Genomic DNA, 12,136 nt, shown 5'->3' with positions numbered 1-12,136 from the left:
GCCCCTGCCGGGCACGCAGGACCCGGGGGCAGGCGGCGGGCAGCAGACGGTTCACGTCCCGGCCGTCCCGAGCCTCGCCGAACGTCCGATGACGGCGGCGGCCGCCCGCTGCATCCGCTGTGCCTCCCGGCCGAGCGCCTCGGCGCCGTCGTGGGTGAGCCGGTAGTAGCGCCGCGCCCGGCCGTCCACGACCTCCTCCCGGTCGGTCGCGATCAGCCCGGACCGCTCCATCCGCTCCAGCGCGCCGTAGAGGGTTCCGACAGCGATCCTGAGCCGTCCGCCGGTGGCCCGTTCGGCGGCCTTGACGATGCCGTATCCGTGCAGCGGCCCGTCCATGAGCGCGACGAGGATGAAGTACTGCGGCTCGGTCAGAGTCGATTGTCTTGTCGTCACACTGATCATCATATATCGGCTTACGATGCATGCTCTTCGGCCACGTCGCACGGCCGGGCCGCTCGGGTATCCGGCCGACCCGCGTGGGGTGCGCGCGGCACGTGCTCCGCACCACGAGAAGCGGACGCCCTGATTCCGAGCGTTTCGGGGGCCGCTCGCGGGACCTGCGGTCAGTGGGGGATCGTAGAGCCCGGCCCATGAGCGATGCGAAGAACAGCTCCCTCTTTACCGCCGTCGCCCCACCACCGACGGGGGCGACGCCCAACGGGCCACCGAGGTCCGTGCGTTGATCGCCGGCGGCGCCGACCCCTCGGCCCGTGACGAGGCGGGGGCCACCCCTCCGCACCGGTCGGTCGCGCTTCCCCGGAGCGGCGACGGCCCTCTGCCGTCCCCGCAGATCGTCCAGGCGCTGCGGGAGGCCGGCGCGGACATGCACGCGGTCGACCCACACGGCTCCACGCCCGCCGCGTGGGCCGCGGCCGCCCAGGACTCCGATCCGCAGGCCGTGGTGGACCGCTCGCTGGAGATGCTGCGGCTCCTCGTCGGGCACGGTGCCCGTGCGGACGTGCCGCGCCACCCCGCCAGGGGCGAGTCGTTCTCGCACTACTGCACCGCGGCACCGTCGGTGCATGCCTTCATGCTCGACCACGGCGCGCCCGTCGACGCCGTCGACAACCACGGCAACACCCCGCTGCACGACGCGGTGCGCTGCGCACGTCCCCCGAGCGGTGGAAATGCCGCTGGCACGGGGAGCCGGCACCCGAGCAGCCTCGCACACGCCACCGGCCGCCCTTGGTGTCGGGCCGCCCGCGCGGGCACCGGCCGACCGGCCGCTGGGCGAACCCCATTGGGCCCAACGAGCCCGCCCTCGGCCATCCGGAGTAATTCCGGTGGGCCGCACGCCGATTCACCACCCTTCCGCGCCGCCGATCGGTGACGCCCGCTCATGCCGACGCCCGTATGTGCCGATGACGACGAGGTCCCGGGCCCTGGAAGACGCGGCTCTCCCGCCGTACGCCCGGGCATCCCACACCAGCCATCAGGAAGAAGTCGCGAGCACCGGCGGCCGCGACTGTCGCGGAAGGAGAACCGGCGTGAGCACGTCGCAGGAACACGAGGTCGGCCCCGGCCGTCGGAGCGTCGTCACAGCGGTCGGAGCCGCTTCGGTGGCCGCCGTACTCGCCGCATGCGGCAGCAAGGAGGAGGCACAGGCGGAGGTGGAGCCGGCGTCCGGTCCGACCACGCCCGCGGGGAGCATCGCCACGAAGGACAGCGGCAAGGACGTCCTGGCGAAGACGGCCGACATCCCGCAGGGCGGCGGCAAGATCTTCGCCGACCGGGACGTGGTGGTGACACAGCCCAAGGCCGGTGACTTCAAGGCGTTCTCCTCGAAGTGCACCCACCAGGGATGCACCGTGTCGAGCGTGTCGGACGGCACCATCAACTGCCCCTGCCACAACAGTACGTTCGATGTCGCGACGGGCGAGGTGACGTCGGGGCCGGCCACGCAGGCGCTGCCCGCCCGACAGATCAAGGTCGAGAACGGCACGATCACGCTCGCTTCCTGACACCGGGAGGAACGCCGTCACCGGCCCCCGTGCCGGTCACCGTCGCGCCCGTCGCTCCGCCAGGCGTCGAGCACGGCGTCGGTGGTCGTGACGGTGGCGACGAGGGCGAGCGTGTGACGGATCATCGCGGGGGTGTAGTCGGCCGGCACCCCCGCGATGGCATCGGAGGGCACCACCACCGTGTATCCGAGGTTCACCGCATCGAACACGGCGTTGGGGACGGCCACATTGGCCGAGACACCGGTGACGACGAGTGTCCGGCAGCCGAGGTTGCGGAGCAGGGCGTCCGCGTCCGTTCCGGCGATCGGCGAGAGACCGTGCAGCCGCCGCACGACGAGGTCCTCGTCCCTGACCTCGACAGGCCCGGCGATCCGGACCGCCGCGGTGCCCGGGTGCTGCTGCACGGGCAAGCGGCGGGTGGCCCGGAACAGACGGGCGTTCGTGTTGGCGCCCCGCCCGTCGGGGCGGCGCTCGGCCACCGCGTGCATCACCTGGACCCCGGCCTCGTGAGCGGCCTCGACCAGCCGGGCGACGCGGTCGAGCATTCCGGACGATCTGGCCTCCTCGGCCAGTTCGGGCAGTGCGCTGCCGGGTCCCACGACGCCCTGCTGGCATTCGACCGTCATGAGCGCGCAGGTGACCGGATCGAGCAGTCCGGCGAGCTGCCCGGTGAGCTGTGCGGCGGGTTGTTCCCTCGACGGCACGGCAGGTCCTTTCGGTGAAGGATCGGCTCTGTCGGTGGCGGGACATCGGTACGGAACGGGTGCCGTCGGCGTGCGAACCGGCTCCTTCGCCGACGGTCCGGGCGCGGAGGCTAGCCGCCATTGCGCGAGGAAGGAAGAGACTCCATGATTTCTGACATCTAGTCAGGTAGTCGGAGAACGGGAGGCGCTCCATGACCGTTTCGCAGCGACGGGGCCGCCGGATCATGATGACCGGGACGGAACGCGACACCTACCTCGCCGAGCAGCGCACCTGCCGGGTCGCCACGGTGTCGTCGGACGGCCGCCCGCACGTCGGAGCCCTGTGGTTCGCCTGGGACGGCACGTCGCTCTGGCTGTATTCGATCACCCGCAGCCTGCGCTGGTCGCAGTTGCGCACCGACCCGAGGATCGCGGTGGTCGTGGACGACGGGGCGGAGTACGGGGAACTCCGCGGCGTCGAGCTCTCCGGCAGGGCCGTTCCCGTCGGCGAGGCACCCCGCACCGGTGCCCCCTGCCCCGAACTCGACGGACCGGAGCGCCTGTTCGCCCGGAAGTACTTCGGGACGGACGCGATGCCGCACGACGGCCGGCACGCCTGGCTGCGGCTCACCCCTCAGGCCGTCACCTCCTGGGACTTCCGGAAGCTCGCGGCGCCGCGCACGGCCTGAGCGCTCCCGCACCGGACGGCCCGGCCCGATGCCCAAGGGCCTGTCTGGAGTTGTGATCTGGGCTCGCGGGGCGTGGCACGCACGCTCGCCGCGTTGCCGGAAGGCCCCAAGGGCTGTCCCGTAATCCCTGGCGGGCGCGCGACGACAGCTGCGGCGCCTCGCCGCGTTCTCGGAACGTCCGCATACGTCCAGTATGCGAATGCCCCTCCGCCTTGCGATGCACCACATCCGACGCCGTACGCCGGTCCACCACGGAATACGGGACAGCCCTTAGGACGTGGTGCGGCCGGTGGACAACGGCGTCTCGGCGGTCGCGAAGCCGCTGCCCGGACCTGCGGCCCGCCCGTCACGCCGACCGGTCACGGCCCGGCCCTCGCCCGGACCGGAGGCGACCGGCCCGGAGGGCGTCCTGGGCGTGGCGGACTGGGCGATCAGTGACCCGGCCAGCACCACGGCGCCTCCGAGAAGCTGCGGGGCCGACAGGTGTTCGCCGAGCATCACCCAGGCCAGCACGGTGGCGATGACCGCCTCCAGACAGGCGACGACGCCCGCGACCGCCGGGGAGAGCAGCCGTACCGAGACCACCCCGGTGACATAGGCGAGCACGGTCGCGACGAGCACGATCCAGGCGAGCAGCAGCCAGGCGGGGACATCCGTGCCGTCCATGCCCGCGCTGCCGCCGAGGATCGCCCAGTCCATGTTCCAGGGGCGTGCGACGGCGGTGAGGACGAGCGCGCCGATCAGGAGTCCGTACGCGATGACGCCGACCGGGTTCGGCGGCTCGACGCCCTGCTCCCTGTCCGCGCTCCCCTGGTCCGACAGGACGAAGTAGCCGACCTGGCAGCACGCCGCGCCGAGTGCGAGCAGCAGTCCGATCGCGTCGAAGCTCAGCCCCGACCAGACCTCGACGACGCAGGCGAGCCCGCCGACGGCGAGCACCACGCCGAGCGCGGCGCGCCGGGTGACCGGGCGGCGCTGGACGAAGCGGACCCATCCGAGGACGAGCGCGGGCGCCAGGTACTCCACCAGCAGCGCCACTCCGACGGGGATGCGGGAGATGGCGGCGAAATAGCACGCCTGCACACCCGCGACGGCCAGCAGCCCGAACCCGAGGAGGAGGACCGGACGGTTGCGCAGCAGAGCACGGTGGCGCCAGGCGACGGGCAGCATGACGAGAGCGGCGCCCGCCACCCGCAGCCAGACCACGTGGAGCGGATCGACGCCGGCCTCGATGAGCGGCTTGGCCGCGACCCCTGAACCACCGAAGGCGAACGCCGAGACCAGGGCGAGTCCCAGGCCGCTTCTTGCTCGTGACGCGTACATCGGCACATCATGACAGGCGCCTGTCAGGAGCGTCATCCCGATGACCCCTGACCGCTGGTACCTCCGTCCGCCCGCGGCCGGGGCCCCGGACCGGGCACCCTTAAGGGCTGTCCCGTAATCCGTGGCGGACCAGCGCGCGGCGTCGGATGTGGTGCATCGCAAGGCGGAGGGGCGTCCGCATACTGGACGTATGCGGATGTTCCAACAATGCGGCGAGGTGCCGCAGCTGTCGTCGCGCGCCCGCCAGGGATTACGGGACAGCCCTTGGCGAGCCGTACGGAATCGTGCGAACCGACCGCGTTGCCGCGTCATCCGCGTCGCCGCGCCGGACCGGCGCGCCGTCCCGGTTCCTCGTCACCTGCCGGACGTCGGGCGCGGGTTGCCATCGGCCGTGCGCCGACTCGGGCATCGGCACGCGTCGCGCGAACACCGGCGGCGGTCACTCCTGGCACGTCGCCCGGACGATGCGGGCCGCCAGCCGATCGGCGTCCACACCCGCTCGCTCCAGCACCTCGACGGCCCGGCATTCGTGGTCCATGGCCAGGGCCGTCAGCAGGTCGAGACCCCCGGCTCGCACGTCCCCGCGCCGCCGCGCACGCTCGCCGGCCTCCGCCATGGCCGAGGCGGCCGAGGGCGACCAGCCCGCCACTCCCGAATCGCGCCGGCCCGGCCCGGGGGCGGTGACCACCGGAACGGCGCCGGAGTCCTCCACCGAGCCCTGCCAGCGCAGCCCGTACCCGATGCTGCGCTGGACGAGATAGCCGAGCACCTTGGCCAGTTGTGGCCCCTCGTCGAGGGCCGCTCGCACCTCGGGGTCCGATTCAATGAGGGAATGCAGCAGATGCGCCGTGTCGATGTGCCGGTCACCGTCGCGCAGCGCGCGTCTGCGGGCACCCGTCACCACGGTGGCCAGCTCCACGGTGAGTCCGGCGTCGAGGTCGGCACGGTTGGATGCGGGCTGGTGAGGGATCCGCGGCGTCCGGTTTTGCACACCTCTTACCCCATCAGTCCAGTGGGGGGAAATCATCGGCGGAGCGACCCATGTGGGCATCCCACGCAAGGTGGGCACGCCAGAGCGATCCCTCCTCCTTGCGGATGAAATCTCGCCACTCGGGAACCCGATCCGGAGAAACGGCGTGCGCCGCCTTGCATCGCCGCCCCGGAGCAACCGCGAACCGCTCCGGCCACGTCCCACCGGCGACAACACCCGCACGGCGGCCGGAAGGGGTCTGCTGACGTGTCCTGGCTGGTCGCCCTGCCGGCACTCGACGGACGGGAGTACGTGTACCGGATCCACGCACCGGCGGACGCCCTGCACGCCGACCTGTTCTGGGCCGCGTTCCACTGCCACGACGACGGCCCGCACCCACGCGCCTCCGACCGTTTCGACGCCGCGTCGATATGGCGCGTGGGGGCGGAAGGCAGGGACACCCTGAACTGACGGTTCATCAGTATTGAATGTTCACGCCACTGCGGCTACGTTCCGCGACACCGTAACCCGTCGAGAAGGGGTGGTCGCATGGCCGAGGTCAGCGCAGAGGCACGCATCGAGGCACCGGCCGAGAAGGTCTGGGCCCGGCTGACGGACTTCACCGCGTACGGCGAGTGGAACGCCACCCACACGAGCTTCCCCAAGGGCGGCCCGGCCGCGCTCGAACTCGCGGCCACGTACGAGGAGAACATGAAGCTCATGGGCTTCCCGGCCGAGGTGACGTGGACCGTGACGGAACTGGAGTCCGCGCGTCTGCTGGCCACCCGGGGCAAGGGACCGATGGGGGTCAGCCTGGCCATGCGCTACTCCCTGGCGCCCGACGGAGAGGCGACCACCGTCCGTATCGACGGGGAGTTCACCGGGGCCGCAGTCTCCCTGATGGCGGGCAAGCTCAAGGATTCGGCGACCGCGGCGCTCGTCGAGTCGCTGCGCAAACTGGACGGGCTGGTCACCGCCTGACGGCTGCACCCCGTACGCCGACGCCGCTCGGAAGGCCCGCGACATACCGCGCGGCCCTTCGCGCACCGGCCCCGTCCCGGCGGGGGCCGGTCGCCGGACGTCCGGACTCCCCCGACGCACGACACGGCTCCACCCGCCAAGGCGTCCGATGTACGGCCCGGCCGCGCCCAAGGCCGGACCTGTCGGGCCATCAGGCGCGGATTGGCCTTGGCCGACGGCCGCCCGCCTCGCGTACGTTCACGCCATGAGGATCCGAATCGTCGACGCGTTCACCGACCGCCCCTTCACCGGCAACCCCGCCGCAGTCGTGCTGCTGGACGCCGATGCCGCACCCGACGCCACGTGGTTCCAGCGGATCGCCATGGAGATGAACCTCTCCGAGACCGCGTTCGCCCGCCCGGCGGCACCGGGCGGGCCGGCCGACTGGGAACTGCGCTGGTTCACCCCGACCACCGAGGTCGACATGTGCGGGCACGCCACCCTCGCCACCGCCCACGTCCTGCACACCACCAAAACGGCGAGCGGAACCGTGCGCTTCGCCGCCCGGTGCGGCATCCTCACCACGACCACCCACCCGGACGGCGCGATCACGCTCGACTTCCCCACCGCCCCGCTCACCCCCACGGCCGCCCCCGCCGGGCTGGCCGCCGCACTCGGCGCGGAGCCGGTCCGTGTCCACGACACCGGAGCACACGTCGGCGACCTGCTCGTCGAGCTCGCCGACGAGGCGTCGGTACGGGCACTGACCCCGGACCTCGTGACGCTGGCCGGACTCTCCCGGCGGGGCGTCATCGCCACGGCCGCCGCCGAGGACCCCTCGCGCGGCTACGACTTCGTCTCCCGCGGCTTCTTCCCCAACGTCGGAATCGACGAGGACCCGGTCACCGGCAGCGCCCACACCGCGCTGGCCCCCTTCTGGTCGGCGCGGTTCGGCCGCGACGAACTGACCGGACTGCAAGCCTCCGCCCGCACCGGCCTGGTCCGCACCTCGTTGCGCGGCGACCGCACCCTGCTGACCGGCAAGGCCGTGACCGTCGTCGACGGCGAACTGCTCACGCCGTAGGCAACCACCCCACCTTGCCCGCCAGCAGCGCGTACCCGACGAAGGCCCCGATGTCGAGCAGCGCGTGCGCGGCCACCAGCGGACCGACCCGCCCCCAGCGCCGGTACAGCAGCACGAAGACCACGCCCATCACCATATTGCCGATGAACCCGCCGATCCCCTGGTAGAGGTGGTACGAACCGCGCAGCACCGAACTCGCCGTCAGGGCCGCCGTCGGCGACCATCCCAACTGATCGAGTCTGCGCAGCAGATAGCCGACGACGATCACTTCCTCCAGCACGGAGTTCTGGAGTGCCGACAGGATGAGGACCGGGAACTTCCACCACACGTCGGGCAACGACTCCGGAACGACGGTGAGGTTGAATCCGGTGGCACGCGCCACCAGATAGAAGGCGAGCCCGGCGCTTCCGATACCCGCCGCGACCGCCGTGCCGCGCCCCAGGTCCTGCCAGGGCCGCGTACGGTCGAAGCCGAGGGCACGCAGCCCGGCGCCCTCCCTGACCAGCAGATGGGCGACGAGCGCGACGGGCACCAGGGCCGTGGCGACACCGAAGAGCTGCCAGGCCAGATCCAGCCAGGGGCGTCCCGGGGCGTACGAGCCGTTGAGTGTCGCGGCCTGCTCCTTCAAGCCCCCTGGTTTCGTCAGGGAACCGACAAAGCTGATCAGGGCGGACACCCCGCTGGCGCCCAGCGAGAGAGCCAGTACAAGCACCGTCTCGGTTCGCGTGGTCCGCCGTGACAGCTCCTCTCGGGGAAAAGAACTGGCCATGTACCCCGTCTCCACCTGTACACCTGCCTCGAGTTGTGCATTCACGCCCCGTTCCCCTGCCCGTCCCGCCAGGGTCTCGAACGCGAGTACGAAGATCATGCGCGACGGGTCGGGGGCGGCCATCATCGGTGATGGCGTGGGCCCCCTCCTCCCTCTTCATCCTCAAGGAGGGGGACCACCGACATGGGACGTCACAGCTTGCCCGACGGCTCCGCGGCCGACGGACGCGGGGAGGCCCCGCCGCGCCGCCGACGGCGCGGCGTCGCGATCGCGACGGCGCTCGTCCTCGCCGTGGCCCGCGGGAACGGCGGTCGTGGCGCGGGGCGGGCTGCTGTCGTCGGACTCCTGCGGGACCTCGCCGTACGCCTCTCCCTGATGGGCCCACCGGACATCGGCCCCGCCGTCCGTGCCGTGGCCGGCCGGGCGCGCGAGGACGGTGCAACGTCCGACGGTCGCCGCCTGTGCGTACGCGTGGTGGCTCGCGAGTCGTACGAGGTCGCCGATGCCCTCGCCGCCGGTTCCGCCGCTCCGGACCACCGGATCCGGCTGCCCGACCCCGATCTCCGGCTGGACCGGGCCAGCGGCTTCGGGCGACGGCGTCCCGATCACGCCGGGCAGTTCCGTCGTCTCCTCCCCCGGGACCGTGGCCGCGGTGCCGAAGGACGGAGTCACATCGCGGGAACGCCCGTGGGCCAGCTGTGCACGGGCTCGCCGCCGCGCATCAGTTCCGCGTATCTGCGGGTGGTGGCGACCAGTGCCGCATGCCGTTCCAGTCCCGCCTCCCGTGCCCGGTGGTACGTGTCCGTCTGCCAGGACGCCCCGTTCGTCCGCCGTCTGCAGCGCCCCTCGATGACTCCGAGATAGTGGTCCCGGTCGGCGGGCGCGATGTTCCAGGCGTCGAGTCCCTCGGCGGCCAGCGGCAGCAGTTCGTCCCGGAGGAGTTCGACGGCCGGGACCCGGGTCAGCCCTCCCGACCGACCGGGACGGGGCCAGATCAGCTCCGCGTCGATGCCGTGGCGGCAGGCGGTGTCGAAGTTCTCCTCCGCCGCCGCGAACGGCAGCCGGGTCCACACCGGGCGGGACTCCTCGGCGAGGGCCCGCACGAGCCCGTAGTACAGCGCGGCATTGGCGATCACATCGGTGACGGTGGGGCCGGCGGGCAGGACCCGGTTCTCCACCCGCAGATGGGGGATGCCGTCGGCCACCCCGTACACGGGCCGGTTCCACCGGTAGACCGTGCCGTTGTGCAGCACGAGTTCCTGGAGCGCCGGCACCCCGCCCGCGTCCAGCACCGCCAGCGGGTCCTCCTCGTCGCAGATCGGCAGCAGCGGGGGGTAGTAGCGCAGGTTCTCCCGGAAGAGTTCGTACGCAGACGCCACCCACCGTTCGCCGAACCAGGTCCGGGGCCGCACCCCCTGGTTGCGGAGTTCGGGCGGTCTGGCGTCCGTGGCCTGCTGGAAGAGCGGCGGCCGCGACTCGCGCCACAGCTCCCTGCCCAACAGGAAGGGGGAGTTGGCGCCGATGGCGATCTGCACCCCGGCGACGGCCTGGGCCGCGTTCCACACGGCGGCGAAGCGGGCCGGGGTCACCTGCAGATGCAACTGGACCGAGGTGCAGGCCGCCTCCGGGGTGATCGAGGTCGCTGTGGAGAGCAGATGCTCCACTCCCTGGATGTCGAGCGAGAAATCCTCGCCCCGCGCGGCCACGATTTGATCGTTCAGCAGTGTGTAGCGGTCCGATTCCGAGAGGTTGGACGCCACGAGATCCGCACGCCCGAGCGTGGGCAGAATTCCGATCATCACGATCCCGGCATCGACCTCGCCCGCCTTACGGTGAGCATATCCGAGGCCGGTCCTGAGCTCTTCGGCGAGCTGATCGAAAACACGCCCCTGCAGAGGATGCGGGACTATGTTCACTTCCAGATTGAACAGCCCCAGTTCCGTCTGGAAATCCTGGCTCGCTATGCGCTGGAGCACCTCTCCATTCATCATCCTCGGCATGCCGTCGGCGCCGGCCAGGTTCAGCTCGATCTCCATGCCCATGAGATTGCGGGGGCGGTCGAACCTTTGCTCCGCCAGCAGCCTCTCCAAACCCTCCAGACACTGGTGGAGCTTCCTCCGGTACCTCTGCCGATCGGACAGTCCAAGGGTGCCCGCCACGACCTTCTCCCCCATCGAAGTATCCCTCCCTCAATTGGGCAGCCCGCGGCCCAGGCCACTCACGTCACGGTCGATAATGCCCAGGCCAGTGATCCACAACGCCCTCCCGGAGGCCGCGCACCCAGTAACCTGAGAGCTACGGCCGGAGGCACATTCCCTCGGCATGACGGAGCGTGCGGTTTACGTTCTCGAAGCACGTTGACAGAACAGCTCGTTTCAGCCGTCCACGCCCGGAGAGAAACTCCTGGCAGTGACTGGGCCGTTGACGGCAAATCAACAGAAAATACCGCATAATAAAGTCTCGATGCCGCCTTGTCGGCAATAGCCTCGGCAGCTAGGGAAAACACTGCGTGAACACCTGTCGTATAAACTTTGCTGACGAGGCGGAGAGTTGACGCACCGGTCCGGTCACCGGCCCCTCCGGCCCCGTATGCCGACAGCGACGTCTGCACCCGCCCATGCATCAACGTGTCTCCGAAGTGAGAGGCGACCCACTATGCCGCTGCATGTACCCCCGGCCCCCGCGCCCGCTCTGCGCAGCGTTCTCGCGGCACTCGGTTCACCCACCGCAGTCCGTGAGGCGCGCACGCCCGCGCTCCGGTCCGCCCAGGGGCCGATGAGCCCCGAACTCCCGCTCCCCGTCCATGTGCTGGACCGGATCGGGCCCGGCGGGGTCGCCCCCGCCACCCGACTCGCCGGGTGGCGGTTCCTGATCCGCGACTCGGGACGGGCCGTCGCCGCGGCGGACACCATGCTCACGCCGGACGGCTGGGCCTTCTCGCACTTCTTCGAGGGCCCGTACGTCCCGGCGACCGAACTCGCCCTGCGCCAGGCCGAGACGCTGACACCGCGCTACCAGCCGCGGCTGCTGTCCGTCCCCGCGCTCTACATGCTGGCGCTGTGGCTGCATGCCGACCCCGAGGCCGATGCCTCCGGCGGCTCGCTCGCCCCCGCCGACCTCCTGGTGCCGCTGGCACCCGCGCCGCCGGGCATCGCGGCGCACCGAGCCCACCGGGTCACCGACCTGCTCCGCCTGATGACCCGCCGGATCACCCCGGGCCCAGGCCCGCTGCTCGGATCGCCCGCCTGACGACGAACGCTCCGTCGCCACACCCCCTGTGCCCCGCCGCCGTGTCCCCCGGCGACGGGGCGCGGTGCTTCTCAGGTCCAGGACTTCGTACACCCCAGGGCTCGCCCGGACGGCACCTGCGGAACACGGGACCCACGGGTTCCCCGAAAACGCGAGACGCCGAGTGGGGGCACGATCCGCCCGTCCGGACTAGTGCCGTGACCGGCAAGGTTTGCCCGGAAGGAGCGTCGTCCGGTGCGTGCGATCGCAAGGCGGCCGGAAGCCCTCGGATGGGGCCTCCCCTGCTCGAACGAAGTCGAGAGCTCGGGGAAGTGCCGGACGACGCGACGGGGCAAACGTTGCCGGGAGCGGCACTAAGGGCTGTCCCGTAATCCGTGGCGGACCAGCGCGCGGCGTCGGATGTGGTGCATCGCAAGGCGGAGGGGCGTCCGCATACTGGATGTATGCG

At 71.4% G+C, this 12,136-nt stretch carries 14 protein-coding genes; 7 read left to right on the top strand and 7 right to left on the bottom strand.

Going from position 1 to position 12,136, the window contains the following annotated elements; genetic code table 11:
• Window positions 1-51: 51 nt before the first annotated feature.
• Window positions 52-402 carry a PadR family transcriptional regulator gene (locus ACFYXM_RS18760; protein ID WP_389290808.1) on the bottom strand — a complete coding sequence of 117 codons (351 nt, stop codon included), beginning with the start codon at window positions 400-402 and terminating at the stop codon, window positions 52-54.
• A 277-nt stretch (window positions 403-679) separates the two neighbouring features.
• On the opposite strand from ACFYXM_RS18760, the gene ACFYXM_RS18755 reads away from it, so the two are divergent.
• Together ACFYXM_RS18755 and ACFYXM_RS18750 are read left to right on the top strand one after the other, a co-directional pair.
• Window positions 680-1,330, top strand: a complete 651-nt coding sequence (locus ACFYXM_RS18755; protein ID WP_389290575.1) for an ankyrin repeat domain-containing protein — start codon at window positions 680-682, stop codon at window positions 1,328-1,330.
• 157 nt (window positions 1,331-1,487) lie between these two features.
• A complete protein-coding gene (locus tag ACFYXM_RS18750; protein WP_389290573.1) occupies window positions 1,488-1,961 on the top strand; it encodes a Rieske (2Fe-2S) protein in 474 nt (157 codons plus the stop codon).
• A gap of 17 nt (window positions 1,962-1,978) precedes the next feature.
• Here ACFYXM_RS18750 and ACFYXM_RS18745 read toward each other — a convergent pair whose 3' ends face one another.
• Window positions 1,979-2,587 (bottom strand): cysteine hydrolase, encoded by a 609-nt coding sequence (locus ACFYXM_RS18745; protein WP_389290806.1) that lies wholly within the window; start codon window positions 2,585-2,587, stop codon window positions 1,979-1,981.
• A 269-nt stretch (window positions 2,588-2,856) separates the two neighbouring features.
• Here ACFYXM_RS18745 and ACFYXM_RS18740 point away from each other — a divergent pair, with 269 nt between their 5' ends.
• Window positions 2,857-3,333, top strand: coding sequence for a pyridoxamine 5'-phosphate oxidase family protein (locus ACFYXM_RS18740; protein ID WP_389290572.1), 477 nt, complete (start codon window positions 2,857-2,859; stop codon window positions 3,331-3,333).
• Between the two features lie 270 nt (window positions 3,334-3,603).
• Here the strand turns inward: ACFYXM_RS18740 and ACFYXM_RS18735 are convergent, their stop codons facing one another.
• Window positions 3,604-4,656 (bottom strand): DMT family transporter, encoded by a 1,053-nt coding sequence (locus tag ACFYXM_RS18735; protein WP_389290804.1) that lies wholly within the window; start codon window positions 4,654-4,656, stop codon window positions 3,604-3,606.
• 439 nt (window positions 4,657-5,095) lie between these two features.
• Window positions 5,096-5,647: a Clp protease N-terminal domain-containing protein gene (locus ACFYXM_RS18730; protein WP_389290570.1), complete on the bottom strand. Its 552-nt coding sequence runs from the start codon at window positions 5,645-5,647 to the stop codon at window positions 5,096-5,098.
• Between the two features lie 246 nt (window positions 5,648-5,893).
• Between ACFYXM_RS18730 and ACFYXM_RS18725 the strand changes: the two genes are divergently transcribed.
• The 3 genes from ACFYXM_RS18725 to ACFYXM_RS18715 all read left to right on the top strand — a co-directional run bounded on the left by ACFYXM_RS18725 (window position 5,894) and on the right by ACFYXM_RS18715 (window position 7,670).
• Window positions 5,894-6,097: a hypothetical protein gene (locus tag ACFYXM_RS18725; protein ID WP_389290569.1), complete on the top strand. Its 204-nt coding sequence runs from the start codon at window positions 5,894-5,896 to the stop codon at window positions 6,095-6,097.
• Between the two features lie 78 nt (window positions 6,098-6,175).
• Window positions 6,176-6,607, top strand: a complete 432-nt coding sequence (locus ACFYXM_RS18720) for an SRPBCC family protein (protein WP_389290567.1) — start codon at window positions 6,176-6,178, stop codon at window positions 6,605-6,607.
• A 244-nt stretch (window positions 6,608-6,851) separates the two neighbouring features.
• Window positions 6,852-7,670, top strand: coding sequence for a PhzF family phenazine biosynthesis protein (locus ACFYXM_RS18715; protein WP_389290565.1), 819 nt, complete (start codon window positions 6,852-6,854; stop codon window positions 7,668-7,670).
• On the opposite strand, the gene ACFYXM_RS18710 is transcribed toward ACFYXM_RS18715, so the two are convergent.
• From ACFYXM_RS18710 to ACFYXM_RS18700, 3 genes are all read right to left on the bottom strand, one after another.
• Window positions 7,660-8,439, bottom strand: coding sequence for a CPBP family intramembrane glutamic endopeptidase (locus ACFYXM_RS18710; protein WP_389290563.1), 780 nt, complete (start codon window positions 8,437-8,439; stop codon window positions 7,660-7,662). The genes ACFYXM_RS18715 and ACFYXM_RS18710 overlap by 11 nt on opposite strands.
• A 162-nt stretch (window positions 8,440-8,601) precedes the next feature.
• A complete protein-coding gene (locus tag ACFYXM_RS18705) occupies window positions 8,602-9,111 on the bottom strand; it encodes a hypothetical protein (RefSeq protein WP_389290561.1) in 510 nt (169 codons plus the stop codon).
• Window positions 9,108-10,613, bottom strand: coding sequence for a glutamate-cysteine ligase family protein (locus tag ACFYXM_RS18700; RefSeq protein ID WP_389290559.1), 1,506 nt, complete (start codon window positions 10,611-10,613; stop codon window positions 9,108-9,110). Before ACFYXM_RS18700 ends, ACFYXM_RS18705 begins: the two co-directional genes overlap by 4 nt.
• Window positions 10,614-11,094: 481 nt before the next feature.
• Between ACFYXM_RS18700 and ACFYXM_RS18695 the strand changes: the two genes are divergently transcribed.
• On the top strand, window positions 11,095-11,688 hold the full coding sequence (locus tag ACFYXM_RS18695; RefSeq protein WP_389290557.1) for a hypothetical protein: 594 nt from the start codon (window positions 11,095-11,097) through the stop codon (window positions 11,686-11,688).
• The last annotated feature ends 448 nt before the right edge of the window (window positions 11,689-12,136 follow it).

Source organism: Streptomyces sp. NPDC002476 (genome assembly GCF_042889785.1).
Lineage (GTDB): Bacteria > Actinomycetota > Actinomycetes > Streptomycetales > Streptomycetaceae > Streptomyces.
The sequence above is the reverse complement of the archived record's forward strand: the minus strand, read 5'-3'. Positions and strand labels throughout refer to the sequence as shown.

Coding starts and splice junctions, on each gene's coding strand:
- ACFYXM_RS18760 (WP_389290808.1), bottom strand. CDS start 402: ATGATCAGTGTGACGACAAGACAATCGACTCTGACCGAGCCGCAGTAC.
- ACFYXM_RS18745 (WP_389290806.1), bottom strand. CDS start 2,587: ATGACGGTCGAATGCCAGCAGGGCGTCGTGGGACCCGGCAGCGCACTG.
- ACFYXM_RS18740 (WP_389290572.1), top strand. CDS start 2,857: ATGACCGTTTCGCAGCGACGGGGCCGCCGGATCATGATGACCGGGACG.
- ACFYXM_RS18735 (WP_389290804.1), bottom strand. CDS start 4,656: ATGTACGCGTCACGAGCAAGAAGCGGCCTGGGACTCGCCCTGGTCTCG.
- ACFYXM_RS18720 (WP_389290567.1), top strand. CDS start 6,176: ATGGCCGAGGTCAGCGCAGAGGCACGCATCGAGGCACCGGCCGAGAAG.
- ACFYXM_RS18715 (WP_389290565.1), top strand. CDS start 6,852: ATGAGGATCCGAATCGTCGACGCGTTCACCGACCGCCCCTTCACCGGC.
- ACFYXM_RS18710 (WP_389290563.1), bottom strand. CDS start 8,439: ATGGCCAGTTCTTTTCCCCGAGAGGAGCTGTCACGGCGGACCACGCGA.
- ACFYXM_RS18700 (WP_389290559.1), bottom strand. CDS start 10,613: ATGGGGGAGAAGGTCGTGGCGGGCACCCTTGGACTGTCCGATCGGCAG.
- ACFYXM_RS18695 (WP_389290557.1), top strand. CDS start 11,095: ATGCCGCTGCATGTACCCCCGGCCCCCGCGCCCGCTCTGCGCAGCGTT.